Source organism: Mesorhizobium sp. ESP-6-2, from assembly GCF_020164675.1.
Classification (GTDB): domain Bacteria; phylum Pseudomonadota; class Alphaproteobacteria; order Rhizobiales; family Rhizobiaceae; genus Mesorhizobium.
This window is the reverse complement of sequence record NZ_JAIUGT010000002.1, coordinates 455,757-480,249: the sequence shown is the minus strand read 5'-3', so window position 1 is coordinate 480,249 and position 24,493 is coordinate 455,757. Positions and strand designations below refer to the sequence as shown.

Sequence of the window (24,493 nt, the reverse complement as noted above, 5' to 3'; positions counted from 1 at the left end):
GCATGAAGCTCCCGAAGGTCACCCTTTCGCCCCGGCAGATCCCCAGCGATGTTGCTCTCTGCCTGGTGTTCTTCACCAGGCTGCCCTTGCCGGTCATCGACTTTCGCGGCCGCAGCCTTGCCGCCGCGATCTGGGCCGCCCCGGTTGCCGGCCTCGTCGTCGGCCTGATCGGCGCCATCGTCTTTGCCACGGCGGAACGGTTTGGCCTTGCCATGGGGCCGGCGGCAGCCCTCGCGCTGGTTGCAACCGTGGTCACCACCGGCTGCCTGCACGAGGACGGCCTGTCCGATGTCGCTGACGGTTTTGGGGGCGGCAAGACGCGCGGCCGCAAGCTGGAGATCATGCGCGACAGCCGAATCGGTGCCTACGGCGCCATGGCGCTGGGCCTATCGCTCCTCATCCGCTGGAGCGCCCTGTCGGAATTCGTCGACCCCACACAAGCTCTCTTCGCGCTCCTGGCCGCCCACGCGGCCTCGCGCGGCGTATTAGGCGCCCTTATGCATCTCTTGCCCCCGGCGCGCGACGATGGCCTCTCGGCCGCCGCCGGCACCGTCTCGCGGGAAATCGCCATCGCCGGCGCCGTGCTCGGCGCCATCCCGCTCCTCCTGCTCGGGATCGGCGGCGCCATCGCCGCGCTTATCCTGCTCGGACTGCTGTTTGCCGCCTTCCACGCGCTTTGCCTCAACCAGATCGGTGGCCAGACCGGCGACACGATCGGGGCCTTGGAGCAGGTGAGCGAAATCGCGGTGCTGCTCGTCGCTTCCGTAGCCCTTTCCTGACTCTGTCTCGGAGAATTTCCTTCCATGCCATTCAAATCCCTAGATGAATTGCGCGCTGCTTGCCTCGACCTGCCTGATGGCGATGATGCCGCCGCGAGCGCGGTCGCTCGCCGCCAGGACACGTTGACCAAGCCGCAGGGCAGCCTCGGCCGGCTTGAGAGCATCGCCGCGTGGCTGGCGCGCTGGCAGCGCCGCGACATGCCCAGGCTCGAGCGAGTGAAAGTCTTCGTCTTCGCCGGCAACCACGGCGTTACCGCGCAAGGCGTGTCAGCCTATCCTTCGGAAGTCACGGTGCAGATGGTGGCGAACTTCGCCGGCGGCGGTGCGGCCATCAACCAGCTCGCCCGCATCGCGGGCGCCGAACTCGACGTCATTCCGCTCGATCTCGACCATCCGACCGGCGACTTCACACAAACGCAGGCGATGGACGACAAGGCGTTTCTTGCCGCCGTCTCGGCCGGCTACGATGCGGTGACTGATGATCTCGATCTCGTCTGCTTTGGCGAAATGGGCATCGGCAACACCACACCGGCCGCCGCGATCTCGGCGGCGCTGTTCGGCGGCGGTGCGGAAAAATGGACCGGACGCGGCACCGGCGTCGACGATGCCGGCCTGATGCGCAAGGTGGTTGCCATCGAATCGGGCCTGAAGCGCCATGCCGCTGTGCTTGCCGATCCGCTGGGGATTGCCGCGGCGCTCGGCGGACGCGAACTTGCCGCCATCTTCGGCGCCACGCTCGCCGCCCGTCACATGGGCATACCGGTGCTGCTCGATGGCTTCGTCTGCACCGCAGCCGCGGCACCTTTGGCAAAGCTGCATCCCGCCGGCCTGGCCCACACAATGGCCGCTCACGTCTCGGCCGAGTCAGGCCATCGCGGCCTGCTCGAGGCGCTCGACCTGCCGCCGCTGCTCGATCTCGGCATGCGGCTCGGCGAAGGCTCCGGCGCCTGCCTCGCCGTCACCATCGTCCGCTCGGCGCTGGAGTGCCATGCGAGGATGGCAAGCTTTGCCGAGGCGGGCGTGTCGGAGAAGTAACATCTTCCGGTTGTAGCGATTCTCGAATAGATCTGGTGAATGAAAAAGCTTCACCCGGCCGCCGCTGCTATGACTATCGCCGTGCTGCTTGCTGGTGTGCTTCGGCACAGTGGATATTCAACTTACGGCCCGATCGACACCGCAATTCTCGTTGTTTTTCTGGTTTTCTTCTGGTGGCTCATCAGCGATTTCTCAAACGGAAAGGCCGCCATTGATGCCGACGACGGTCGGAGCGCGGACAACGGCATGGCTTTTCGGTTCGGCAGGTTTCTGAGCCGCGTCTTTCGGCGCGGCCAATCCTAGTCTTTGACCAAGCTGCAAAGTCCTACATCTCTCCTGGCCAAAGGCGGCCGGGCGGCGAAAGCAGCCGATGAAATGAGCGCGGCAATTGAACCGGCCTATTCAGGGTCTTTCCACCAAGTCTTTGAAAAATTTGGTGGGTGCGCACAGGATTGAACTGTGGACCCGCTGATTAAGAGTAACCGGGCAAGTCAAATCCGGTAACGAAATCAGATACACGCGTTTCCAATGCAGCAGCATCTATCACCAGAAAACACCGGAACATATGGTGAATTGGAAACCGCCCAGAACAGGAGTTAGAGCCATGGCCTATCGAGGCGTTTTCATCGAGTGGATTGAGGAATGGTCGCAATTCTTCGATTATTGCAACTGGTATACGTTCCATCCGGTCAAGATCGAGATCGAGGATGAGCGGAACATGGGCGGCCTGGAAGCGACCATCATCCTGCTGGGCCTCGGGTTCCGCATTCGCTGGAATTACGAAGAGACCGAACAGGTCAGGGATATCGTCCGACAGGTCGAGGATATCAAGCGCGACCTTGACCCCGCAGCCACCCAAGGAGACTGATATGGGTGATCCGCGTTTTGATATAGAATATGTCGGTGATGGCGCGACCATTTCAGCGCACTATTGCCGGGAGTGGGACGAAAATGGCGGGTGCTACGGCACTAACCCGGACCATGGATACTCTTTCGAAGAGGCTTGCGACCACGTGGCGCAATGGTACGAGCAGCAGGCGAAGCTTTGGCGAGAGCGCCAGCACCACAACGCGCTGCGGTTTTCCGAGCAGTTGAGAATTATCGAAGCCGCCGCCATCCGCCAGCAGGACGAGCCATGACCGTCCGCACAATGCTCTACCTGGCCCCGATCGGCGCAATCATGATTGAGGTGGCATGGGCGATGGGCTGGCCTTAGCGCAGCACCTTGGCCTCTTTCGCGGCGGCCTCAAAAGCCTTGCGAGCATCCTCAACCGTGCTTGTGGGAGGATCGGCCAGTGCTCCATAGCAGATCGGATAGGCTGCCCTGAGCTTCGCCTTTACCGGCCATCTCTGAAGCTGCTCGATAGCGCCTTCCACCGAATTGACGCCGATGGTACTGCCGGCGTTGTCGATGTCGCGAACATGAACTGGCGGGGAGAACCAATGCCTCATGCCGTGGATATGTGGCACTGGAGGGGAGAGGCAAGGCGGTCTGCGTTCTTCCGGTTGAACTACCCCGCACCCTTTCGGCTTGCGGAGGCCAGAGTCGAACTGGCATTCAGACCTCGCCTGACCCGATTGCTCGGGAAACTGAAGCCGAAGCAATATCCCCGGCAAAGGGGCCGCGTTTGCCGCACGGCTGGAGTGTTCTGCTTCGACCGAGAACATATAGCAAACGCGGGCTAAATCGTCTACCCTCAACCTGTTGCGGCGATCCCTCAAAAGGAGCGCCATCATGGGCCCACGAAGCAGAGCCATCCACGAGAAGTCCTACCAGATCCTGGTCAATGGCGTGATCGAGCTAGAGACAGACCACTTCGCCATGGCGCGAGCTGCATTCGATGCCGCGCCGCAGTGCTTTACCTCTGCCACAATCGTGTTCAAGAATGGCGGCAGGGTGATCGAGACCGTTCGAACTGGGTTCTATGACCACCAGACAAAGGCGGTGGAGATTTTGGAGAGGGAGAAGTGAGAGGAACGGGGCGATACGCGATCAACCCCATATCGACCCCCGCGACGGATGCCACGTCGCCGCCTCTCTGATTTTTATATAGCAGAATCCAAGCGGGAATGGTAGGATAGCCGATGCTTTATCTCTTGATGGTTGACATTGGTGGTGATGGAATAGAGCACCCGTTGGGTGTCTTTGGCTCTGCCGAGGAGGCAGAAATGGAGGGTGATCGCCTGCAAAATCTATACCGCGAGACAGGCCCAGCGTATTCGCAATGGTGCAGCAGGCGCCGGGACCTCATTGAACAAATGCGGTCTCGTGGAGAGGTGATGGGGATTTTGGGCAACGCCACTGTCAAGCAAGAAGCTCGGATATCGGCCATCATTGGCCGCTGCCCTAAATTAATGGGATACTCTGACTATCTGGTTGTGGAAGTTGCATCGCATCTAAAACAGGCAGCGTAGCGCGTTCGATGAAGCGCACCGATCTTGGCAAGCCCATCAAAGGCAAGCTCGTCGGCCCTCCCGTCAAGGACGAGAGCGACCATTTCTATGTCTGCCAGGTCTGCGGGCAGAGCGTGGATGCAAGAGACCTCCGGCAGGTTTTCTGGCACGAGGAGCCAGAGCATGAACCGCTGGAAATGGATGGGTGAGGTCTAGCGCTTCTCAGTGATCCACCGGGCCGAGCTGACAGCCTGGAGCGCATGCTCGATCAACTCGGTGTAGCTCAGGTCGCAGACCTTCACTCCATGGTGCATCAGCTCCCATGTGGGTGTCTTCCCATTTTCGCCGAGGCCGACGCGGATGCGGAGTTTGTCGTCGCTCATGCTGCCACCATTCCCGCCGGCACTCTGAAGCGCGGACGGCGCGGCGGTGCTGGATCTTCGAGGACCACGGGCACACGCTCGCGCAGGCCCCACTTCTCATGAATGAGTGCCAGCCATTGCTGCGGAGGCTCAGGAAGGCCACGGATGCGCACGGCGTATTCCGAGTAGCCCACCATGGAACCATTGGCCAGCACGGTCCCGGGGTTCGATGACGTGTGATAGTGCGCGGTCAAAATGATGTCGTAGCGTTCGCCTGTGGCGAAGCCGGATAGCTTGATCTTCTTGCCACCGCGCACGATGGGAAGCTCGGGACCGGCAAAGCCTTGGCCACCCCCTGTACCCATGGAATCGCCATGGGTCTGAAGCACAGACCATCCGAACAGCGGAAACACGATATCTGCCCCCGAAGCTGTGTTGACGGTGATCCGGGCATCATTGGCGAACTCGCGGGCCAGGATATTGCCGATCATGATGTCGTAAGAGAGCGCGGCCATGCGCTTGGCGTGGGTCTTCTCGGTCGTGCGACCGTGGTTGCCAGGGGTCACTGTGACCAGCACGGCACCGAACTGATCACCCAGCATCCGAATGCCGGCGGCAAGCTCGTCAGTGGCGAGGGCCACTTGCTCATGCGATGTAAGGGCATTTGTCTCTCGCAGCTCGGCGTGGATGTCGCCAGAGATCAGATCCCCGTTGAGCGCTACGACGACGCCCTTTAAGTCACAGTCAGATGACCATCGGGGAAGGATCCGGATCGAGGCATCAATCATGCGCCTCAGTCGGTGCCGGAATATTTCGGGGTTGTATTCGTTGACGCCGCCAGTTTCTTCAAGGCGGACAACCTCGCCGCAATGGAGGTCTGACAAGTGGATGAGCCCGACTGCCCTGCCCTCCGCGCCACCTCCGGGAAGCGTCCATTCCGGCGGAACCACCTGCCGCTGAAAAACGCCGGCCATTTCCCGCAGGATGTGCTCGCTTTCGGCCGCCCGTTCCTCTGCGGCCTTTGCCTTATTGCGCCAGAAATTGGTGTCGCGTATTTCGACGGGGGATGGCGCGGCGATCTCCACCGGAGCCGGCAAATCTGGGGGCTCGGCTGGATATGAGACCACACCATCCAGTAAGCGGCCGCTTGTTCTCATGGACTCCATGAAGTGTCCAAGAGTGCTGGATTTCATTCTGAGAAATTGCGCGGCTGCCCTAAGAGTTGGATGGCTGTTGACGGCATCTATGCGCCGACGAATTTCGTCTTCAGTGAGTTTTGCTACCAAGACATGGACTCCTGATCTGCTGGGGTCGATTATGGGATGGAAATTGCGGGTGTTTCCGGCTGCTTTGGCTCGGTGCCGGTAACTGGAGGGTCGCCGTCATAAGAGACGCCGCCATTCTCGCCGACCTGAGCCTTGGCCGCGCCCTCGCCGTCCAGAGCGCCTTGGAGCGCGTTGGCCTGGCTGGTGGAGTATGGAAGCTTGTAGTAGACGGCAGGGCCGTCTTTGGGCTTCAGCAGCGCGTAGATCGCCACATCGACTTGGATATCAGCGCCTAGCACCTGATACTCACCAGCGGGCGGCGCTGTGAAGCGCGGAGAGCCCGTTGGAATGTAAACTGCCAGCGCGGCGATACATACTGCAAATGGCAGCGAAACGGCAACAATGCGCCGTTTGGCAACCCAAGCCGATAGGCACAAGACGAGGCTAAGGCCAAGCCATGTCGAGGCGATGGCGATCATTCCAGATCCTCCGGTGGCCCCATCCACCAGAGCCCGAAGGCGCTGACGCAGATGGCGGCAATGAGAAAAACGAGGAAGACAGCGCCAGCTAAAGCGATCTGGCTCATTGCGCTGAACGCAGCGGCTTGAACACTTGATTTGTCGATCCGGGAACGATGTCGTCTTTGCCGTCCAGCGTGAACCGGATCACGGTTCTTTCCTGCTTTGCCCGTAGCTCCATGTCCGTCGAGACCAGAAGCCGACCGTTCATGGAAACCTCAACGTGAACGCTGACAGTTTGCGGCAGGCTGTATCCATGGATGTTGACCGCGAACTCGCCGGCAGGGGTGACGCGAGCGAAGGCGCTTTCACAGTTGACGGGGCTGGCGTCGTTGACCGTCCCCATGTCATCGCGCAGAAGCGCCCAGACAAAGCCCGATTTGCGGCTGTAGCCTACTGGCTTGTCTCCGGGTGCCCCGAGCCACGTATCAACGTCGGTCGGCCCCTGCGGCCAGCAGACAAGCACCGCAATGTTTCCCGGAGGCGGGAGGGTGTCGGGGTTGTCCTTGGCGACTGGATTGATCTGCGCCAGCACCAACACGACGAGCGCGGTCAGGCCCAAGAGCATGTTCATGAGCAGATCACGAACAAGGATCGGGGTCATTTGGACAGCACCCAAGCGTTGACGCTAGTCCAGAGCGCCGCCACGGCGCCTACGAGCGTGCTACAGAAGGCAACGCCCATTCCGGCTAGCAGCGACGCAGCAACCTTCTGAACGCCTTCTGCGCTACCAAGCGAACCGGTGTCGATGTTCTGAAGCGCGATGATGAAGCCGACGACATTGCCTATGAGCCCAAGCGTCACAAGCCAGACCTCGACACGCTCCAGATGTGTGGTCTTGCCCATGAAGACGCCGGCTATGCTAGCCAGGAACAGCGCAGAGATCAGATAGCTGATGTGGGAAACGTCGTGGGTGAAGACGAACCCGACATAGCCGAGCCACCAAGCCCATGCGACGAAGCAAGCGCCGGCAAAGTTGAGGATGAACAGGCGAGTTGTTGGGGTCATTGTGCGGCCACCGTCACTGAGCATTTCGGGAGGAGGACGCCCGCCGGTAGGAGGAGCAACGTATTTTGCTCATCGCCATCAGTCGCCGAGGGGACGTGAACGCCTTGCAGGTACTTCCGCAATGGGTCAGGAAGGGCAGCCAGCCACATAGCCCACAGCTTTCGGGTTTCTCTCTTGGCAGACTTCGAGCGCGCGATCTTCCCGTTGTTCTGGGTGAAGGGTTTGTGGAAAGCGAAGATGGCCCCCTCGTCGGCGCAGGCTCGAATGCCCGTGAACTCCTTGAAAAGCACCATCGTGCAAGCGCTCGCACAAATGCCGTGGAAGTGGATCTCGGTCCCGGCATTGGAGAGGGCTTGGTATTTTCGGTAATAGGCGGCGACGTTGCCGCCTGGATCATCGGTGATATGGACGACCGGGGGAGCGGACGGGCCGAGTTCGGTTTCGGCATGGGCGGTCGTCACTATGTAGACCGACATGACCGTGAAGAAGGCGAACGCGAGAAGCATGATTCCAAACGCAATCCAGAAGCGAGGATGCTCGCCCATGGCCATGTCCTTTCGAGGAGGAGGGGAAGTTACGACTTGCTGAAAAATGCCTGCGCGCCGATGACGATTAGCCAAAGGACGCCTGAGACAACGGCCAAGATGACGGCCCCACCGATCTTCGCGGCAGCCCCGTTGAAAGCCTGACGGACCCGGCGCAAAAACATGAAGTCCGCCCGTGCCTCATCGATATCGGCGGGGGCATCGACGCGCATGCCGGCATCGCTGAATTCAGCCCGGACGGCTTCCCGGATCAGTTCGACAAGCTCGTCTTCGGTCATGCTCGAAACCTTGCGGCTGCTCATGGCGCGGCCTCCAGTACGGAAGCCGCCTTCGCAAGGGCAGCATGGCGTTTGGCGCACATAGCCAGCGCGGCGCGGTCCTTACCCCAAAGCCGGGCTACCTCGGCTTCGGTCAGATCCCGTATTGGGAGGTTCACTACGCCAGCGCACGCCTGCTTGAGCGATTGGGGAATTTTCGCCGTGATGGGCGGCAAGACCGAGTGTCTATCGGTGACGCAGCCCGAGAGCGCCAGGACGGCGCAAATGAGGAACGCTCTCATCGCCCGACACCATTTAGCGCGCGAGCAACGTTCTTGGACATGGCGGGCTTCTTGTCAGCGCCGTCCGCATGGATGGCCTCCTCAAGCGCGTTCTGCGTCTCGGCTAGTTGGCCTTCTAGGGCAAGGTTTTCAGCCTCGATCTGGTCGATCTTCGCCTGCTTGGCCTTGCGCTCGACTTCGGCAAGGCGTTCGAGTAGCGCCCTTTCCTTCTCCCAAGCCGCGCGCTCATGCAATTCGCCGGCCGAATAACCGGTGTTGTAACGGTGCGCACTCCATGCCCAGATGCCACCGCCAGCGAGTAGCGCCAGGATGGCGTAGACCAGCAGCGTATCGAGGCCGAGTAGGCGTGCGATGGTCCCGATCATGGCTGCCCCTCATCGGGCGGCGGCATAGCCGGGCCGCTTGGATATTGCGGGGGGTAGGAGGTTGGGTATTCGAAGGCCGAATGGTTCTTGTCGTCCCAAACGGCGCCGAAGACGTAGGAGCCGATTACAGAAGCCATAAGGAGAAGGCAGCCGTTAACGGTCGTCTCGGAGAGTGACACGGGGCGCCCAAAGATCGACAGGTAGCTCACCATCCCGCCGCACCAGAGGAGTGTGATGACGACAATCCTGCGCCGGATGGTCCAGGAAGGACGACGCATCAATTGTAGCCTTCACGCTTCAGATCGGCGTCGTACTGACGTGCGATCGCGGCAATCTCGTCATCCTTGTCCTTGCCGTTGATGATCGCCCGAGCGCCCTTGAAATCGGAATGCTGGAGGTCGATGAAGTCGTTGAGGTCGCGGCCAGTGAACCACCCCTCCTTCATGCCGGTGACGGCAATCTTCGATGCAACGACGGGATCGAGGGCGAGTTGCGGGTTCTGGTGGACAGGCGAACCTGTCTCGCGTTCGGCACGCTGGTAATTCTTCTCCCACGTCAATTGGACAAAACCGCGCCCGAACCAGGGGTAATAGCGAAGGTTGTTTCTGCGCCAGTTTTCCGAGAGCCAGTAAGCTTCAACCACGGGGCGCATGGTGTGCGCGGTTTCCCAGAAGGAGGTGGCCAGCACGTAAGCGCATTGGTTGCGCAGAAGGCCCTGCCGCTTGCTCTCGTCAATGAGCAGACGGGTGCAGCCAAGGGACAAGTCCATTGGATTTTCCTTTCGGATGATGATTGGCTATGGTCAGCGCCGGGACGAAAGATGAAGCAATTGCCTCGCCAGATCGGTTGGGCTATCTACCGGCAACAGGAAGGGGTTTTCGATGGATACACGACCATTGGCTTTGATCGCGTTTCTGGTGACTATCGCGGCGCGGTGGGTCTACCTGTCGAACCGTGACGGCAGATGGGTTAGCGGGGTGTTTTCCAAGGACCAGACGATGAAGCGCTGGACCGGCACACACTGGGAATGCAGGCCAATGACCAAAGCCGAAGCCTGGGAAGATATGGATTCGCGAATTTGGTAGCCTCGACAGCAGCGGGCAACCGCAACCGCCAGCTTGACGGCCTTCGCGGGTACGCCGCTATCTCCGTCGCTTTCTTCCACACCATCACCGCCTTGGACTATTCCCAAGTCCAGCGCATTGAGTGGACGGTGTACTGGAAGATTCCGGATTTCTATGGCCGGCTGACGAAAATGGTCTTCGCGTTTTTGAACGGCGAGACCCCCGTTGTCATCTTTTTCGTTCTCAGCGGTGCGGTGTTGGTGAAAAGCCTCATGCGCACCGGAGATGATCGAGTGGCGGTTGTGGCGTGGCAGTTTATGGTGCGCCGCTTCTTTCGTATCTATCCAGCGCTGCTGCTATGTCTGCTGGCCTGCTGGACCGCGTTCAATCTGATCGTGAGGCCGATTCCGGTAGAGGAGTTCGTGAAGAACGTCTTCCTCTACGACTTCAAGGTAAACGGCGCGACGTGGACTTTGAATGTCGAGATGATAGCCGCCCCGGTGATCTTGATTGCGTTCTTCGCATTCCGCTACTTCAAGGAAGCCGGGTTGGTGCCGGGCATCATCGCAATCACAGTTGCCTTCGCCTATGTCTACCCGGCATCGCCGCCCGTGAACATCAGGCTTGTGTGGACCTGCTTTGCCCTTGGGATGCTGATCCCGACCAAGGTTGGCAAGTTCGCGGCGTACCTGCTGCCTAGCTACGCGTGGATACCCTCGCTGGCGGTGATGTTTGTCGCCCGGCACACGATCGAGGATATCAGCTTGGCGTTTTGGGTTCACCGCATAGCCGCCGCCGCTCTGGTCACCTCCATCTACTACGGCCAGACCGGACGCTTCGGTGAGTTCCTGGAGCGCCCGTTTTCCCTGTTCCTCGGCGAGATCAGCTACAGCTTTTACCTCTACGCGGTTTTCGTGATGGAGATCATCGACGGCCCCTTCAAGGCATGGCCTTGGGCCGTCTCCCATCCGCTTGAGGTCGGCCTGCCCCTGTCCGTTGCGGTCGTCTTGCTAACCATCCCCATCGCGGTCTTATCATATCGATGGGTGGAGAAACCGTCGATCTGGCTAGGTAACAGGCTGGCGACGTTCTGGACGATCCCACGGCTGCGGATGAGCAAAGTCGCACCCGCCGAATAGGTCACAGCTCGATAGCGACCTTGTACGATCCGGACATGGTTATGAAGCTCGAATTGGCGCCGGGATAAGTGTTGTCTCCCGCCTTGATGGAAAGCGTGGTGCTTCCGGACACGGCATCGCCCGCCACGGCTTTCCCGATCGTGGGGCCGACCCCGCCGATGTAGACGTTATTCACCGGCGAAATGGGGAGATTGACCTCCAGATGGTTGGGAGAACCGGTGCCGATGCTGGTGATCGAAATATCAATCTCCACTGTGCAAAGACCGCGCCACCTAAAATACCTGCCAGCAGCGGACCCTACGAAGCTCGTGGAACTGGGTGATGTGAGCGCTACAGTCCAGGTAATCCAAAACCCCTCGCCTTTGACATTGGTACCCATATTGCTAGGCGAATTGGTTTGCAGCGTGCAAGGCGCGCAGATCTTGGTGAGTGCCGTGTTGCCGTCGATCGCGTTGGCCCGATTGCTCCAGAAAAGAACGGACGGGTTTATGGTGATCCGTGCCGTGGCATCCTCGACGTAGAGGCCCGCACCGAAAGCCAGGGACGACTGGCCGCCGCTGAACAAAATCCGGGCATTGGGGGCGTTCTTGATCCAGATGTTGTGGAAGGTGTTCGCGGGGGGCGACTGGTTGAAAAATCCGGTGCTTGTGTAGAAGCCGGCGAGGTCGATCGTCAGGCCGCCTGTGGACAGGGCGTCATCAATGTACACCCCGGCAATGTTGCAGCCATCCTGAACGCTAGATTTTCCCAAAAAGAATTCGCGGTTCGCGCGCGCCGCAATCGTGTTATCGACAAGCACGCCGACATCGCAACCGAAATGAACCTGCCGGTCTATGTAGACACCACCCATGCCCCCGGCGATGTGAACGCCTACGGTGCAGTTCGAGATCGTATATTCGGACAGGAAAACCTCCGAACCGCGATCGTCCGCTGCGTTGCCATAGACCTGATAGGCGTCGTTGATGACATGCGGCGGGCTGTTGGTGGTGTAGATGCCCTGACAATTGGCATATCTGTGGCCGTCCCAGCAACGCTGGCTTGTCGCGGTCACACCGGCAGGTTCGCTGACCGGCACGTCATCGATGACCACCGCCGACATGAACTTGAGTTCGAGCGCGGCACCTGCCGTCATGGTCGTGGAACTGGTGATCTTGAACCCCTTGAGGGTCCATTCCCGCTTTTCAGCCGAGGCGTTGCCGAACGTCAACAGGGTCTTTGTGGTCGTTGCGCCGGCATAGACCAGCTTGCAGGCGGATGACCCCGGCCCAACGATCGATTTCCGATCGAGGGCGGGGAACGTGATGGTATCGGTGAACTTGTAGGTGTTGCCGCTCAACTCTATCGCGTTGACGATGTTGAGGGCATTTGCCCATGCCTGAAGCGCAACAGTATCATCCGCAGAGCCGTCGCCAGCCGCACCGAACATTTCCGGGGTGGGGCGCCAGCGGTTGCGGTTGAGGACACGCACCCACGCACCGCTAGCACCTGTCGGGGCGCTTGCGGGGGGGACGAAAAAACCCTGCTGCGGGTCTGCGGTAACACCGGATGCTAGGTTTGACGAGGACCAGATGAACGGCCCTTCGCGACCGCCTTCGGTGAGGTAGGCAACGGTGTCTTTTGTGGCGTTGAGCGCGGCGAGAGCCGTGCGCGTGGCGACATATGGTGCAGTGTCGAGCACATCGCGAACGTCTTCCGCTGCCGTCTTGGTAAGCAGCGACCGGCCAAAGGGAGTTGTCGTCAAGGCTGCGATGGCAGTCAGATCAGCATCGAGCGGCTGCGCACCAATTGCCGAGACATTGATAAATGAGATGGAGGACGTCCCAATGACGATGGGGTTATCAGTTGCAACCGCCCAGATTGTGTCTGCCGCCACGGTGCCGTCCGTAACGAATACGCGAGCCCCCTTCCTGACATCGCGATTGTTGCTGAAGTCCTTGGCCCGGCGCCATACGCCGGTATCCGCGACATAGATGCCGTTCTGGGAAGCCGTCGTTTGATCCTTAACCAGCACACGGTCACCGGTGACCACCGACACACCGTCAATGGTCTGCACGCCGCTGAACGTGATATTGCCGGTCGTGGCAACGCGGCACGGCCCCTTGATCGCGGTCGAGCTGGAGAGGCCGTCAGAACGGTCGATGGCGATTGAGGTCATGTGGATGTCCCATAGAAAAGGGGGCCGATCCGTAAGAAGCGGCCTTGCGAAAATTCAGTTTTTGGGCTTGAGTGCGCGGCTATGCAGAAATCGGCCGCTTTGGATTTTCTAGTCGCTTCCCTGATAGGAGCGGTGTTGCTGGCAATCGTCGGGTTCTTCGCCCAAGGCGATGGTCTGTCGTTCAACTACTGGCTCAAGAACACCCATGAGCCTTGGTACTGGGCACTCCTCGGGATCATTGTCGGGTCCGGGCTGCGGTATCTCAGGCATTGAACCAGTTCGTCGCGTTCATCACCTTTGCCGCAGGCTGGTCATTGGCCTGCCGGCTGCTGATAGGCTCCGTAAACCCGATTGCTTTGTTTGCGGTCTGGCTGGTCGGATTCGTGTGGGGCGTCGGCTACATTGCCGGCGGATTGCGAGAGGCTGATTTGCTTCTGAAACGATGGCTGCAAATGATGGCGGGGACACTTGCCATCGCCTTGATCGGTGCCAAACTCCTCAGTTGAACGGGCGAAGGGGTTGCGGCATGACGCTTTGCTGCCCATAGGTCGAACGTCGCTTGCTCTCCTGCCTCCTGGTAAAGCCGGGGCTTGCCACTTCCCGCAGCGAGTTCATGAACAGGAAATCCAGCGCCGGCCGGACATAATAGAGATTGGCATAGGGCGTGTTCTGGGTTGCGAAGTTTAGCCAGTCGGCAAGTTTGATCTGTTCGTCATCGCTGATGCTGGCGTCCCGCGCCTTCATGATCAGGTCGAGCGCATCGAACGCCGTGCCCAGCGCCGGCCCCATTGCGGTTTCAGCCGGGCCAGAGCCGAAGCGGTTGACGCGACCGAAGAGATAGTCGCCATAGATGCCGGCGGCACCGCCCTGTACGAAGGCAGCGCCCCATGTTGCGGGATCGGCGGGATCGCGCGGCGGCCAATAGCCCTTGGTCAAATCCTTCATGGTCATTGCGGCGTAACCTGCCATTGTGAGGCCAGCCAGCATTGTCCCGATATGCGCCGTCTGCTGGAGCGCTGCACCCTTCCTGAAGCCGAACACGGCGCGGCCAATCGCTCGCTGTGAAAAGGCGATAGGGAAGCCCTTGAACTGCATGATAAAGCGGATGCCCTCGCCCGCCAGCGTGCCGGGGCGCGTACCCCATGTCGTGGTGCGGCGGGAGCGTGCATCCGTTTCTATGACGCCATAGGAGGTTTCATCGGCAACGAACCGGCGTAGCGACATCTCGATATCATGGCGGGCGGCTTCGACATTCTTGCCAAGCCCCGCAAATGCCTCGTCGGGAAGGGCTTGGATACGATCAGGGGTCAGGTAGAGATTGCCGTTGGCCTCACGCAAAGGAGCCTGTCGGATGACATTCCACTTCGCCTCATCGATCCCGTGCAGGCCAAGAACATGCTTGTACGCGGCCGGCAGGTCGGCAAACGCGGTCTTGGCCCTCATGCCCATCTCAGCCGAGATCATTCGCCCTGCTGCGGCGCGCTGGATATCGGTCCACCAGGATAGGCCATTCCAGCGAAAGAACGTCTCCTGCATCTTCGACAGCCGACCCACAGGCCCGTCAACAGCGGCAGCCGGCGAAACGATGTGACCGATCAGCCCGTCAAACCCTTCGCCCAAGAGATAGGAGATTTCCGCGACCTCCCCCTTGGGTCTGCCGTGAATGATGCCGTCCAGTTGATTGACGAAGCCCTTGAAGAAGCCGGAGCCGCGAAACTGCGAAGCGAGGCCGCCCGTGACGGTATCCGACATGGAAGACCAGATCGCCGCACCAAGCTTTGCCATTGACTGGACAGCCCGGATATCCCCACCGATCTTGGCCGCCGTCGTGTCCACCGGACGTGAGATCAGACCCGTCGAGATATCGAGTGCATGCCGCAGCGAGCCCGCGTCGGCATCAAGGCCCTTCATACGCTTGGTCTTCTCGGCCGGCGAAAGCTTGGCATCCTCCTTGATCGTGCGCTTCAGGCCATCGACCAGAGAACCGAACATGACTTCTGGGTTGGGCCCGAGCGCCTCCATGTTGGCCGCGACCTTTGCAGCCGAACGCAGGTGCGCCACCATGCCGGAAACCGTGTTGCCGTAGCCGAATTCATCACGATAGGCCAAGGCGGACTCCGCATCCTTGAAATGCAGGACGCGAGACTTGCCGAGCGACTTCGCAAGGTTAGCGGGGCTGACGCGCTGCCCGATCTCTCTTGGTGTTGGCTTGTTCGGCAGACCGGTGACCAAGGTGTCATAAATGCCGGAAAGCGCCTCCTCGATCTCCTTGGCTGAACCCGCGTCAGGAAAGGTCTTGGCCATGTCCAGCTTTGGCAGGACGGAAGCAATCCAGCTTTCCTTGCCGGCGGCGATCATCTTCATGTCGTCGTGGGTCTGTGCGCCGGCCCAGCCATCAAGCTTGCCGATCGATGCCCCGAGCCTGTTCAAATCGGTACGGCTCATCTCGGCATAGGTGGAGAACAGTTTGGCGACGTATTGGGCATCCTTGTTGCCGGTGATGCCAGGCTTTCCGCCCTCCTTCAGTTCGGCCATTTCGCGCATGATGTCGATATCCAGTCGCGGATCACGTAGCGCATGGATGAGGTGTGGACGCTCTGCCTGCATTTCGCCCAACAAGCCGCCCAGATAGCGACCCTCATAGGCTCCGTTCAAAGCGGCGACAGAGTTGCGCCCGCCCTCTACGCCCTTCTGTGTACCCTCCAGGACGGCAAGCAGGGCCTTCTTTGGCGACATGCCGGCATTGATGAATCCGGTCACGGATTGATCGAGGCGATCCCGCACCAGAATGTTGAGCGCGGCGTGGCGCTTTTGTAGTGCGGCAGCGACCCTGGTGCGCTCAGCCTCACGTTCGGCGAAGGACTTCAGCTTGTCGGCCATGCCGTCGATGTTGCCGCTGGCCTGCAAGCTCTGCTTGTATTCGGCCATGCGCTGGAAGGCGGCTTCGATGTCGTCGCGATTGAGTTGCTGGCCTGAAGCCGCATTGGCCGCATTGAAACAGTCGTCGCCGATTTTGTAGCGGATCTTCACAGAAGGCACCCCGCTACGGACTTGAGCGCTTCGCCATAGGCAGCGCCAGTTTCGAAATCGGCCTGAGACTGGGAAAGCGTCATAACGTCTTCCTCGGTCAAGCGGCCCTCAGATGCAAGTTGCGCGATGTCGGCTTCCTCATGAAAGCCCCCAGTCTGTGGATCGACACGGTATTGAGCAGCCAGCGCCTTGCTGTCGTCCGGCTTGGCAATTGCCGTCTCGGCCTGCTTGCGGCCTTCCGGGATGGGATCGGGGCGGGCTTTGGTAGTGTCCACTGCGGGGCGAATTGGCTGAGCTGACGCTTGGCCCCGCGCGGCAGCGGCGGATGCGGCATCCTTGTGTTTCGAGAGAATGTCGATCTTGTTGGGGTCGAAGACTGCATAGACATCGGAAGGGATATCGCTTGCATCCGTGTAGCCAGGGTCGCGGCTGTTCTTGAAAACTACCCCGTCATGCCCTTCGGCCTTCGCGGTCTTGATGGCATCCAGAAGCTCGGAATCCACAACTTCGGCGCCCTTCCGATCGATGATCTTGGGATTGTCCATCCGCAGGCGAGTGCGCAGTATCTGGCCTTCCTCGATCAGCCCCTTACCCCGGATCAGTTTGACGATTGCCTCATTGATTTTGGTGTAGAACTCGCCGAGTTTGCCCCGAAAAATCTTGGCGGCAACGCCCTCTTGATAGGGGTTTACCGTTTGAGCGTAGCCCTCCGAGACCCGAGCATCCGACGAGAAGAAGAACGCTTCGCGGGCAGACCCAACCTGAGTTTCTGTCCCTAGGAATTTTGGGTCGAACCGTTCGAAATCGGCCAGCGTGCCGTGATACGCTTCCACTGGCGACATGCCAGCGGGGTCTGGCTGTGTCCGGATGATGCCGTTCGCCGGGTTGTCCCGGCTGATTTCATCCGCAATCCGCGCCATCGGCTCGGTCGAGTTCGGCGACAGGTTTACGTCGTCTCCCCTGACAACAGCGTCGATGCCCTCGTTCAGGGCAATGCGCGCCTCCTGTGTGGTGCGGAGCGTCGAGAGGCGCTGTTCTGCCTCGGCACGGACGCGCGCGTCCACGCGGCTCCCTATGGCGCCATGGACCGTTCCAAATGCGCCACCGATCAGAGCAGCCGTCGCCATCTGCGAAAGCGTAGCCTGCCAGGACACGTCGTCGCCGAACTTGGCCCGCTCTCCTGCCGTGGCAACGCTGGCGATGCCGGTGTTGAGAGCGGCATCCGCCGCCGCCGTGAGGGCATGGCCAGCGACATAGCCGAAACGGGCGATCTGCGCCGCCTTTACCGTCTCGCCGACAACCGGAATGTAGTTGATCGGGTCGAGCGCCTGGCCGCCAAGATTGCCGATGAAGGCCGCGATGGGTCGCTTTGAAGCGTAGTGGTCCCTGACCTTCTGCGCATCATCGAACTGGGCAAGAGATGCGGCTCGGGCGGTAGTCATGCCCGCATCCCAAGGGATGTCTTTCCGAAAGAACGGCGAACTTTTGTATTCGTCCTCGGACAGGGCGCCCATGTCGGCACGGCGCTGAGCCATCTCCTCCGGGGTTTCGCGCTTGTATGTAAACCCACCTTCGCCGTTCGGAACGATCCGAGGGGTGCCGGGAGTGGTCGGCGCTTCTTCGGGAACCAATTTGTCTTTGAGGAAAGTGCCCAGTCCAAACGACTGCAACACGCCGCCCTTGGCCTGGTCCATCAGCGTCGATGTAACGCTCAACGGCTGTTCCATGGCCGCGTCAAACAATTCCTGTCTGTTCGCGCCGCGATATGTCGGGCCGGGCGTGAACGAATAGACATCGCTCATAGCTGGTCAAGGCCCTGTGGCACGACGCCGGAGACGGGAGAGTTCGTCTGAGGTGCGAATGGCTGCGGGCCGCCGGCAAGCGGATTTACCGGGGCCGCGCTCGGTGCAGCCTTCGCCATATTCGGCTTGAAGATGATCGGATTGCCCTGCGCGTCGGCAACGGCAGCGCCAAGGTACGGGTCGATGAACACATACCCCCCACCGGAATTGCGGAAATAGCCTTCGCTCAGAATGCGGTTGATGGAATCGCTGGTGACTGCGTTCATGATTGCGTTGCCACCGGTAGCGCGACCAGCGTAGAACTGGGCCTGGCTTTCATGCAGGCTTTCGGCGTAAGCGGTCGCATCGTCGGGATTGTCGAACTTCCCGAGGAACTGACCTTTTTCGCCCCAATATTTGATGGCTTCGTCATTCGACATGACCTTGCCTTCATTCGAAACGGTCGGGATAAGCACCTCCTGACCCGCGTCGTTCTCGTAGGACATCGAACGCACCGTACTGATGGTGCCGTCGTCGTTCTTCACCACGGGCCTTGTAGCAAGGTCGATGTTACCAGCCGCAATCTGGCCCTTGACCGGCCCGCTCGGTCCAGCGGCAGGAGGAGCAAGCGCCGTGGTCAGCGCGGCTTTCACGTCAGGCAGCGCCGCCTGGAGTCCTGAAACAACCGCCTCGGCATCCTGATTGTTCGGCACGATGATTTGCACGTTGTCGGCGGTCACCGGCTTGACATCGCCATAGAGGTCTTTGGCCACGCCAGCGATTGCCTGGTCCATGGTCTCGCCGTTGCGGAGCCGGATGTTGACCGAATTGTTGATTAGCTTCGCGTCCCGGGTGGCGCGGGTGTAGTTGTCCGCTGTGCCATTGGACAAGCCATAGTAGAGGTCGCCAATCTGGCCCTCGTCCATAAGGGTTTCCTGAACCGCCTGGTCGATGTCTGATGTCTTGATGTCGTTGGGGATCTTGCCGGCCAGCTTGGATGGATCGACCATGGCGGCTTGGAACAAGCGCTGCGCCGCGCCCTCATCTCCCCGAGAAAGAGCCTCGAATGCGCCTTCCGTGATGTCTGGCAGGCCGCTCTTCACCATCTGGTTGAACAGGATCTTGCGCTGGCCGGGGTCGTTGGTGGCCATGATGATGCTGGACACGGCACCGATGCGGTTTGCCTGCGGCTGGTTCTCGTCCTTCCAGATGTTCACGGCGTTGTCCGCGATGTCCTTGGGCAACGGCTGTGGGTCACGGATTCCAAGCTGCTGCTGCGCCGCGATCGAGGCGGCTACCGCGCTTTGGTAGTTTCCTATGGCCGGTGCGGCTGCCCATCGCGCCGCAACGGCAGGGAATGCCTGCTTGACATAGGTTGCCGGGTCAGCCTCCCGAGCCTTCAGCGTTGCGTCGGCGGCACTCGACAGGAAGTCATAGCGCTTCTGCTCAAGAGCGGCATCGTCACCAGACGAGACCGGCTTGGCCTCATCCACCACCTTCTTAATGTCGCCGGCCGACATGGTACGCATGTCGTAAGCCTGCTTGCTGGTCTGGAGAGACGAGACGAAGGAGCTATAGCGCGATGCTCCGTCCTGTGGTCCGTAGGCTTGGAAGAACCGTTCTGCGCTGGGTATATCACCAGAATAGGCGCCGGTGTTGAGGATAGCGGTCGGTGCGTTCGCTGTCGCCACCTCTATGCCGGCGCGACTCTCCACCGCGATCTGGTTGCGGCGCGTTTCGGCTTCGTTGTCGATGACTGCGCGCTGTTCCGGCGAGATGTTCCTATACCAGTCGGGATTAACGTCCTGACCGGCGGCTTGCGCTGCATATTGCAGGCGCGTCTTGTAAGCCATGGCATTCTGCGGGCCCTTATCGGAGCCGGCAGGACGCTCGTACATGATCATGGCTTCGGTGGCGGACTTCACGTCCTTTGCATTTTTTAGCAGGCCAGCGGCATTGCTCTCGTTGTGCGTCAGCTCGTGCTGGACGAATGCGAGTTGGGTGCCGAAGTCGCGCCAGTCGGTATGGTTCTGCTCAGCGAACGCCTTGAGGCTGCGGGCTCTGTTGGAATTCCACTGCCCGATGCCAATGGAGTCTGACCCATCCGACCCGTCGCCCCCGTTGCGGGCGCCCGTGTTGAGGGTGCTTTCGGCCATCAGATTGCCGACGATGCCGGCAGCCTGCTCCTTTGTCCAGCCTTGGCTCTGGAAATAGCCTACTGCGGTCGAGGCGCGTTCGGCGACATTCTGCGGCATTGGCTTGGAGATGATGGACGGGTCTTGGTCCACGGCCAGCTTGCCACGGGAGAACTCGGCATCTTCAATGAACTGCTTGCGCCTCACCTCTGCCTGGTTGGGGTCGAGAAGGCCCGACTGTCGCCCCTGCTGGATGGCGCCTTCGATGTCCTTCTTTGCCTTGTCCCTTACGTCAGGAGGCGTGTTCGGATCGACATAGAGGCGGCGGCTGGTCTCAAGCGCGTTGTCGAACGCAACAGTCTCCGCTTCGCGTTGCATCGTGACGCCATGGTCATTGATGCCGTCGTTGACGCGCAGTGCGTCCGTCCCGGCGCTGAGCGACCAGCGCTCGCGCATCTGCGGATCGCGGATGAGGTTCGCGGCGGTCTTGACGACCTGGCTGGTTTCAGCCGGAGCGCGCTTGCCATAGGTTGCGTAGTCCGGATCGTTGGCGAACTGGTTCTTGACCTCAAGCAGGCCCTTGGTCTTCTCGGCCTCGGCACGCGCGATATCGACCGTGTTCTCTTGCTGCTGCTTTTCACGGCCGATAGCCGAGAGATCGGCGCCAACGCTTGCGATACCGCGGCCGATGGCGCTCGTGTCGTATGAGGCTATCGTCCGACCGGAGCGGAGATTGTCCGGCCCGGAAAGATCAAGAGAACTCGGCAATCTAGCCATATGTGGAAAGGCCCTTCGCTGCCGTGCCAAAGCCGCTGAACACCGAGCCGAGCAATGAAGCCTTGCCCGATGCGCGCGTCCCCTTCGCCTGATCCCTCAAGCCTGCCGCGCGGGAATAACCGCCATACAGCGAGGAGTTGGCATTGTACTGCGCCTCACCTGTCGTATCGGACATCAGCTTGACGATGGTCGGGGCATCGGTCCCCGCTCCGGCACCAGAGGCAGCAGCGATGGCCTGAGCCCTGGAATTGATGATGCGGCCCTCCCGCTGCTTGGCTATGGCGTCGCGCTGTGCCGCCGCGGTCTCTTCCTTGGCCTTCATGTCCAATTGCTGGGCTTGGAATTTGGCGTCGGCGTTCGCAGCCGCACCGGCCGCGACCGTGCCGACACCGGAAATCACGCTGCCGAGCGCGGCCAGCGAGGAACCCGTCGAGCCGGCAGCAGCCGAGCCGCCGAACAGCGCGCCAATTACTGGGAGGAATGCCATATAAAGACCTCTTGCCCGTCCTTGATTTCAGACAGTTCGAACCCAACCAGTTTCAGAAGCTTGGCCGATGACGGGAATTGCGCATCCTTGACGGTGTAGACTTCCGATTCCCCGAGCTGCACCGCCTTGCGAAGCAACAGGCGCGCCATTTTCAAAACCGGCCTTGCGTATTCTGGCTTCTGCAATGAGGTCTGGAACCAGAGCCAACATTTGTCAGCACCCCAAGCCAGCCCGCCGGAGCCAGCAAACTCGCCGTCATCGATCCCCACGAAGGCAACTGCCGGCCAGTCTATGGTGACATTCAGCGCCACAGCGATCCTATGCGGGTCGGCAGGATGGATGGTGAGCATTACCCGTTGTCCGTGATGCCCATCACGAGCGAGGTTAGGGTGACGGTGTTCGGCGAACTGCATTCGAGGCAAACGCGACTGTCAGTCGACCATTCGCCAGGGAAAGTCCACGCTTCCTCCTCGGCAACATCGCTCAACACAATCGCAGGCGCCGTCTGGCCATCCTTGTAATCCGGCATTGGGAACAGCGGCCGGTTCGCATTGTCGAACTCGGAGCCGTAGCGCAGTCCAGCACGGACAAAGTGCGTCATGATCAGCCCGAGGCTGTCGACCTTCTTCTTCTGGAGCATCGCCGTTCCGCCGGCAGCGGCATAGGCCAGCCGGGAAGACTTGTAGCGCATCCGATAGGGAAGACCGGCAATCCAATTCGTGACCGCAGATGCGACCGTGATGTTCCCAGAACCGTCAACGACATATTCAAGCGGCACCGAAAGCCCGGCGACGGCCTGCACCAAGGGCGCGCCATCGGCCCAGACCACCACGGTTTCGCCGATAAGATGCGTTCCAACCGCAACGGTTGTAGAGGCCGGGCTGTTGGTCCCCGATGCATGGGCATCCATAACCCTGCACAGCGTCGAAGGCTTGACGTCAGTGTCGAGAGCCATCTTTTCGATATAGCGTACCGTCGAGCCGTTCACCGTGCGCTTGATGACGAAATAAACACGATCCTGATCATCGGCGGGCAGCACGGCAACGCTTTCGAATTCCCCGTCAGTCTCAATCGGGATGAAGGCCAAAACCTCTTCCAGCGGTTCATAGACGACGCAGACGCAGGAGCCGTCATCCATGACGACCCAGATCCGGGTATCGGGGCGGCGCTGGACAGAAACCGTTTTGATCGTCCCGGAGAACAGGTCGGTGGCAAGCTTGCTGACCTGTGTGGCATTGTAGTCGCCATTCGCCCCATCGAAGGACAGTTCGAACAGCGCCTTACCAGAGCGGTCGACAAAGATGCCCCTGGTGTCGATGCGGGCCGGGTCCACGGAAGAAGCACCAGTGGATGACGAATCCTTGATCGAAAGGTTGGTCGGCGTCAGCGGCTCATCGAGCGAGGACGACTTGCAGGTCGATACAGCCCCTTCCGTGCCAATCAAGAGGCGCTGAAGGGCAAGAAGCCATTGGGTGTCGTTTACTCCCCCTGTGGCGATGGAGCGCGATATTGGCCCGCTGTCGCCTTCGGTTTCGTCGTCAAAGTCCTCAAAGCCATCCGAGACGGAACCCCAGATGCGATCCGATCCGGACCACCAAAGCCGACCCTCGGCGAATGTCACAGCGGCAGGCCATATCTGGTTTTCTGACCACTCGCATTCCCGCCAATCCGCCGTGGCGTCCGAGCCATGGAACGGGGTCAGGACTTCGATATTGACCGAGGTCGGGCTGTTGTAACCTGTTACCCGACAAATGCCGGAACCGCCACCGCCGTCGTAATCGGCAGTAATGGTCGCCACACCTGAAGTGTATGAGCCTGCCCCGAAGCCAAGCTTATACCAGATGATGGCATTGTCGTCATTGTCGTCGTTGGTCAGCGGGCCGATGTTGGCGGTTATATCGATTGTGCTCTCACCGCTTTCACGGCGGAATTCCTTGAAACCCGTATCCGCGCCATCGAAAGAACGATACCAGCGCAGTGTACCGGCCCAGGTTCCGGTGACTGTATAGGTCCAGTTGCGATCATCGTAGAACGACGTGCTGCGGACGCCGGTTACCTTAAAGGCATCGGTAAACTGACCATCCCCAGCAAGATTGGTCGAGCAGGAAAAACCTTCATGAAACAGGGAAAACAATGTCCCAACATGGTTGGCATTGAAGAATGCCGACGATGCCGTGAGCGTCCCGTTGCCCTCCGTCACGCTGGGGGTAAGCTTCACATCGCGGGTTGTCCCGACTGTGAACGGCCCATTGTTCGGCTGGTAGTTGACAATCGACCATGAGCGGTTGGTGCGGCGCTCGATGCGCTGCGGGCGGTAGCCCCCGCAAGCCACGAATACCACGTCGGCAGACTGCGCGAAACGCATCGTGAACAGGTCGGCCTCAAGCCATTGCGTCGGCAGCGTCATGACGCCAGCCGCCTCGATGGTGACGCTATCGACCCGCTTCAGTTGCTCCAGTTCGGATTGGATGAGAAGGAAGAACGATGCCCCGGTTGGGGTGAACGCCAGGGAGTGCGTGCCGGTGCGCAGCGTGGTCTCGTTGATGTACTCGTCACCGCCAGAGGTGGAGCCGACACGCAGTGTCACAGGTCCGCGCTCGACAACGATGCGAAGCGCGTGTTCCGTGCCGATCTGGTTGACGGTGACCGTTTGTGCTGCCGATGCCTTGGAACCGCGCGCAAGTGCGGTCAGGTTGAGGAAGCCGCCGGAGATTGTCGAGGTCGCCCCATCGGTCGCCGTTAGCGTCCATCCCGTCGAGGCAGAGAACGTACCACTGGCAATAGCGGCAGTCACAGCCGGCCTGGTCACCAGAACGTCACCCACCTTGACGCGGAACAGCTGATCGGTGAACTCCATCAGCGCCGCATCGGTGGCGCCGAACACGAACTCTTTCACACGGCAGATGTCGTTGGTATGGGTGGTCGAGATGTATTGAAGGCCGGGGCGCATGAACGCCGGCCCGGATGTGAGAGGCAAAAGATTGGTCTGCTGTTCGGCAGCCAGTCGCATGCGCTGAAGGTCAACGCGCGGCAGATGCTTCTTATCCTGCACGCCTACGTTGAAAGCCTGAAGGTAGATATTCTGCTTGGGCATG

Annotated in this window: 28 protein-coding genes; 11 read left to right on the top strand and 17 right to left on the bottom strand. The window is 60.3% G+C overall.

All coding sequences use genetic code 11. The features are described from left to right. Positions 1-2: 2 nt before the first annotated feature. The 5 genes from cobS (at position 3) to LB532_RS07510 (ending at position 2,953) form a co-directional block, all read left to right on the top strand. A complete protein-coding gene (gene cobS / locus LB532_RS07530) occupies positions 3-779 on the top strand; it encodes an adenosylcobinamide-GDP ribazoletransferase (protein ID WP_140639118.1) in 777 nt (258 codons plus the stop codon). Positions 780-803: 24 nt separating this feature from the next. Continuing rightward, complete coding sequence (gene cobT, locus LB532_RS07525; protein WP_140639119.1) at positions 804-1,814, top strand: nicotinate-nucleotide--dimethylbenzimidazole phosphoribosyltransferase; 1,011 nt, start codon at positions 804-806, stop codon at positions 1,812-1,814. A 39-nt stretch (positions 1,815-1,853) separates the two neighbouring features. Continuing rightward, a complete protein-coding gene (locus tag LB532_RS07520) occupies positions 1,854-2,117 on the top strand; it encodes a hypothetical protein (protein WP_140639120.1) in 264 nt (87 codons plus the stop codon). A gap of 301 nt (positions 2,118-2,418) precedes the next feature. Then, positions 2,419-2,682: a hypothetical protein gene (locus LB532_RS07515; protein ID WP_224556601.1), complete on the top strand. Its 264-nt coding sequence runs from the start codon at positions 2,419-2,421 to the stop codon at positions 2,680-2,682. Position 2,683: 1 nt separating this feature from the next. Then, positions 2,684-2,953 (top strand): hypothetical protein, encoded by a 270-nt coding sequence (locus tag LB532_RS07510; RefSeq protein ID WP_224556599.1) that lies wholly within the window; start codon positions 2,684-2,686, stop codon positions 2,951-2,953. Positions 2,954-3,026: 73 nt separating this feature from the next. On the opposite strand, the gene LB532_RS07505 is transcribed toward LB532_RS07510, so the two are convergent. Then, positions 3,027-3,551 (bottom strand): DUF982 domain-containing protein, encoded by a 525-nt coding sequence (locus tag LB532_RS07505; protein WP_224556598.1) that lies wholly within the window; start codon positions 3,549-3,551, stop codon positions 3,027-3,029. Between LB532_RS07505 and LB532_RS07500 the strand changes: the two genes are divergently transcribed. The 3 genes from LB532_RS07500 (at position 3,550) to LB532_RS07490 (ending at position 4,417) form a co-directional block, all read left to right on the top strand. Beyond that, a complete protein-coding gene (locus tag LB532_RS07500; RefSeq protein ID WP_224556597.1) occupies positions 3,550-3,786 on the top strand; it encodes a hypothetical protein in 237 nt (78 codons plus the stop codon). The genes LB532_RS07505 and LB532_RS07500 overlap by 2 nt on opposite strands. 113 nt (positions 3,787-3,899) lie before the next feature. Beyond that, on the top strand, positions 3,900-4,229 hold the full coding sequence (locus LB532_RS07495; protein ID WP_224556596.1) for a hypothetical protein: 330 nt from the start codon (positions 3,900-3,902) through the stop codon (positions 4,227-4,229). Positions 4,230-4,237: 8 nt separating this feature from the next. Further along, a complete protein-coding gene (locus LB532_RS07490; RefSeq protein WP_224556595.1) occupies positions 4,238-4,417 on the top strand; it encodes a hypothetical protein in 180 nt (59 codons plus the stop codon). Between the two features lie 3 nt (positions 4,418-4,420). Here LB532_RS07490 and LB532_RS07485 read toward each other — a convergent pair whose 3' ends face one another. The 9 genes from LB532_RS07485 to LB532_RS07445 form a co-directional block, all read right to left on the bottom strand. Beyond that, positions 4,421-4,591 carry a hypothetical protein gene (locus tag LB532_RS07485; RefSeq protein ID WP_224556593.1) on the bottom strand — a complete coding sequence of 57 codons (171 nt, stop codon included), beginning with the start codon at positions 4,589-4,591 and terminating at the stop codon, positions 4,421-4,423. Further along, positions 4,588-5,856 (bottom strand): hypothetical protein, encoded by a 1,269-nt coding sequence (locus tag LB532_RS07480; RefSeq protein WP_224556592.1) that lies wholly within the window; start codon positions 5,854-5,856, stop codon positions 4,588-4,590. The genes LB532_RS07485 and LB532_RS07480 overlap by 4 nt, the downstream gene beginning before the upstream one ends. Positions 5,857-5,885: 29 nt before the next feature. After that, on the bottom strand, positions 5,886-6,314 hold the full coding sequence (locus LB532_RS07475) for a hypothetical protein (RefSeq protein ID WP_224556591.1): 429 nt from the start codon (positions 6,312-6,314) through the stop codon (positions 5,886-5,888). 103 nt (positions 6,315-6,417) lie between these two features. Next, positions 6,418-6,957, bottom strand: a complete 540-nt coding sequence (locus LB532_RS07470) for a hypothetical protein (protein WP_224556590.1) — start codon at positions 6,955-6,957, stop codon at positions 6,418-6,420. Beyond that, positions 6,954-7,361: a MotA/TolQ/ExbB proton channel family protein gene (locus tag LB532_RS07465; RefSeq protein WP_224556589.1), complete on the bottom strand. Its 408-nt coding sequence runs from the start codon at positions 7,359-7,361 to the stop codon at positions 6,954-6,956. The genes LB532_RS07470 and LB532_RS07465 overlap by 4 nt, the downstream gene beginning before the upstream one ends. Next, a complete protein-coding gene (locus LB532_RS07460; protein ID WP_224556588.1) occupies positions 7,358-7,906 on the bottom strand; it encodes a hypothetical protein in 549 nt (182 codons plus the stop codon). The genes LB532_RS07465 and LB532_RS07460 overlap by 4 nt, the downstream gene beginning before the upstream one ends. Before the next feature lie 29 nt (positions 7,907-7,935). Next, positions 7,936-8,208 (bottom strand): hypothetical protein, encoded by a 273-nt coding sequence (locus LB532_RS07455; RefSeq protein ID WP_224556586.1) that lies wholly within the window; start codon positions 8,206-8,208, stop codon positions 7,936-7,938. 253 nt (positions 8,209-8,461) lie between these two features. Next, positions 8,462-8,830, bottom strand: a complete 369-nt coding sequence (locus tag LB532_RS07450; protein ID WP_224556584.1) for a hypothetical protein — start codon at positions 8,828-8,830, stop codon at positions 8,462-8,464. A gap of 277 nt (positions 8,831-9,107) precedes the next feature. After that, entirely contained in the window at positions 9,108-9,599 is a 492-nt protein-coding gene (locus tag LB532_RS07445) for a glycoside hydrolase family 19 protein (RefSeq protein WP_224556582.1), read from the bottom strand. A 258-nt stretch (positions 9,600-9,857) separates the two neighbouring features. Here LB532_RS07445 and LB532_RS07440 point away from each other — a divergent pair, with 258 nt between their 5' ends. Beyond that, entirely contained in the window at positions 9,858-11,033 is a 1,176-nt protein-coding gene (locus LB532_RS07440; protein ID WP_224556580.1) for an acyltransferase family protein, read from the top strand. Between the two features lies 1 nt (position 11,034). Here LB532_RS07440 and LB532_RS07435 read toward each other — a convergent pair whose 3' ends face one another. Beyond that, positions 11,035-13,188: a hypothetical protein gene (locus LB532_RS07435; RefSeq protein ID WP_224556579.1), complete on the bottom strand. Its 2,154-nt coding sequence runs from the start codon at positions 13,186-13,188 to the stop codon at positions 11,035-11,037. Between the two features lie 81 nt (positions 13,189-13,269). Here LB532_RS07435 and LB532_RS07430 point away from each other — a divergent pair, with 81 nt between their 5' ends. Both LB532_RS07430 and LB532_RS07425 read left to right on the top strand, forming a co-directional pair. Then, a complete protein-coding gene (locus LB532_RS07430) occupies positions 13,270-13,461 on the top strand; it encodes a hypothetical protein (RefSeq protein ID WP_224556576.1) in 192 nt (63 codons plus the stop codon). Further along, entirely contained in the window at positions 13,458-13,694 is a 237-nt protein-coding gene (locus LB532_RS07425; protein ID WP_224556574.1) for a hypothetical protein, read from the top strand. Before LB532_RS07430 ends, LB532_RS07425 begins: the two co-directional genes overlap by 4 nt. Here LB532_RS07425 and LB532_RS07420 read toward each other — a convergent pair. The 6 genes from LB532_RS07420 to LB532_RS07395 form a co-directional block, all read right to left on the bottom strand. After that, positions 13,687-16,218: a hypothetical protein gene (locus LB532_RS07420; RefSeq protein WP_224556572.1), complete on the bottom strand. Its 2,532-nt coding sequence runs from the start codon at positions 16,216-16,218 to the stop codon at positions 13,687-13,689. The genes LB532_RS07425 and LB532_RS07420 overlap by 8 nt on opposite strands. Next, positions 16,215-18,020: a hypothetical protein gene (locus tag LB532_RS07415; RefSeq protein WP_224556570.1), complete on the bottom strand. Its 1,806-nt coding sequence runs from the start codon at positions 18,018-18,020 to the stop codon at positions 16,215-16,217. The genes LB532_RS07420 and LB532_RS07415 overlap by 4 nt, the downstream gene beginning before the upstream one ends. Then, complete coding sequence (locus LB532_RS07410; RefSeq protein WP_224556568.1) at positions 18,017-20,590, bottom strand: phage tail tip lysozyme; 2,574 nt, start codon at positions 20,588-20,590, stop codon at positions 18,017-18,019. The genes LB532_RS07415 and LB532_RS07410 overlap by 4 nt, the downstream gene beginning before the upstream one ends. Positions 20,591-20,903: 313 nt before the next feature. Then, positions 20,904-21,398 (bottom strand): hypothetical protein, encoded by a 495-nt coding sequence (locus LB532_RS07405; protein ID WP_224556566.1) that lies wholly within the window; start codon positions 21,396-21,398, stop codon positions 20,904-20,906. Continuing rightward, the gene (locus LB532_RS07400) at positions 21,380-21,748 is read right to left on the bottom strand and encodes a hypothetical protein (RefSeq protein WP_224556563.1); all 369 of its coding nucleotides are present in this window, start codon (positions 21,746-21,748) and stop codon (positions 21,380-21,382) included. The genes LB532_RS07405 and LB532_RS07400 overlap by 19 nt, the downstream gene beginning before the upstream one ends. Beyond that, a complete protein-coding gene (locus LB532_RS07395; RefSeq protein WP_224556560.1) occupies positions 21,748-24,492 on the bottom strand; it encodes a hypothetical protein in 2,745 nt (914 codons plus the stop codon). Before LB532_RS07395 ends, LB532_RS07400 begins: the two co-directional genes overlap by 1 nt. Between the last annotated feature and the right edge of the window lies 1 nt (position 24,493).

Coding starts and splice junctions, on each gene's coding strand:
- LB532_RS07515 (WP_224556601.1), top strand. CDS start 2,419: ATGGCCTATCGAGGCGTTTTCATCGAGTGGATTGAGGAATGGTCGCAA.
- LB532_RS07400 (WP_224556563.1), bottom strand. CDS start 21,748: ATGCTCACCATCCATCCTGCCGACCCGCATAGGATCGCTGTGGCGCTG.
- LB532_RS07500 (WP_224556597.1), top strand. CDS start 3,550: ATGGGCCCACGAAGCAGAGCCATCCACGAGAAGTCCTACCAGATCCTG.
- LB532_RS07490 (WP_224556595.1), top strand. CDS start 4,238: ATGAAGCGCACCGATCTTGGCAAGCCCATCAAAGGCAAGCTCGTCGGC.
- LB532_RS07450 (WP_224556584.1), bottom strand. CDS start 8,830: ATGATCGGGACCATCGCACGCCTACTCGGCCTCGATACGCTGCTGGTC.
- LB532_RS07410 (WP_224556568.1), bottom strand. CDS start 20,590: ATGCGCGAGCGCTGGTCGCTCAGCGCCGGGACGGACGCACTGCGCGTC.
- LB532_RS07455 (WP_224556586.1), bottom strand. CDS start 8,208: ATGAGCAGCCGCAAGGTTTCGAGCATGACCGAAGACGAGCTTGTCGAA.
- LB532_RS07435 (WP_224556579.1), bottom strand. CDS start 13,188: ATGACCTCAATCGCCATCGACCGTTCTGACGGCCTCTCCAGCTCGACC.
- LB532_RS07485 (WP_224556593.1), bottom strand. CDS start 4,591: ATGAGCGACGACAAACTCCGCATCCGCGTCGGCCTCGGCGAAAATGGG.
- LB532_RS07505 (WP_224556598.1), bottom strand. CDS start 3,551: ATGATGGCGCTCCTTTTGAGGGATCGCCGCAACAGGTTGAGGGTAGAC.
- LB532_RS07405 (WP_224556566.1), bottom strand. CDS start 21,398: ATGGCATTCCTCCCAGTAATTGGCGCGCTGTTCGGCGGCTCGGCTGCT.
- LB532_RS07495 (WP_224556596.1), top strand. CDS start 3,900: ATGCTTTATCTCTTGATGGTTGACATTGGTGGTGATGGAATAGAGCAC.
- cobS (WP_140639118.1), top strand. CDS start 3: ATGAAGCTCCCGAAGGTCACCCTTTCGCCCCGGCAGATCCCCAGCGAT.
- LB532_RS07445 (WP_224556582.1), bottom strand. CDS start 9,599: ATGGACTTGTCCCTTGGCTGCACCCGTCTGCTCATTGACGAGAGCAAG.
- LB532_RS07475 (WP_224556591.1), bottom strand. CDS start 6,314: ATGATCGCCATCGCCTCGACATGGCTTGGCCTTAGCCTCGTCTTGTGC.
- cobT (WP_140639119.1), top strand. CDS start 804: ATGCCATTCAAATCCCTAGATGAATTGCGCGCTGCTTGCCTCGACCTG.
- LB532_RS07440 (WP_224556580.1), top strand. CDS start 9,858: ATGCAGGCCAATGACCAAAGCCGAAGCCTGGGAAGATATGGATTCGCG.
- LB532_RS07520 (WP_140639120.1), top strand. CDS start 1,854: ATGAAAAAGCTTCACCCGGCCGCCGCTGCTATGACTATCGCCGTGCTG.
- LB532_RS07460 (WP_224556588.1), bottom strand. CDS start 7,906: ATGGGCGAGCATCCTCGCTTCTGGATTGCGTTTGGAATCATGCTTCTC.
- LB532_RS07465 (WP_224556589.1), bottom strand. CDS start 7,361: ATGACCCCAACAACTCGCCTGTTCATCCTCAACTTTGCCGGCGCTTGC.
- LB532_RS07395 (WP_224556560.1), bottom strand. CDS start 24,492: ATGCCCAAGCAGAATATCTACCTTCAGGCTTTCAACGTAGGCGTGCAG.
- LB532_RS07510 (WP_224556599.1), top strand. CDS start 2,684: ATGGGTGATCCGCGTTTTGATATAGAATATGTCGGTGATGGCGCGACC.
- LB532_RS07470 (WP_224556590.1), bottom strand. CDS start 6,957: ATGACCCCGATCCTTGTTCGTGATCTGCTCATGAACATGCTCTTGGGC.
- LB532_RS07415 (WP_224556570.1), bottom strand. CDS start 18,020: ATGAGCGATGTCTATTCGTTCACGCCCGGCCCGACATATCGCGGCGCG.
- LB532_RS07430 (WP_224556576.1), top strand. CDS start 13,270: ATGCAGAAATCGGCCGCTTTGGATTTTCTAGTCGCTTCCCTGATAGGA.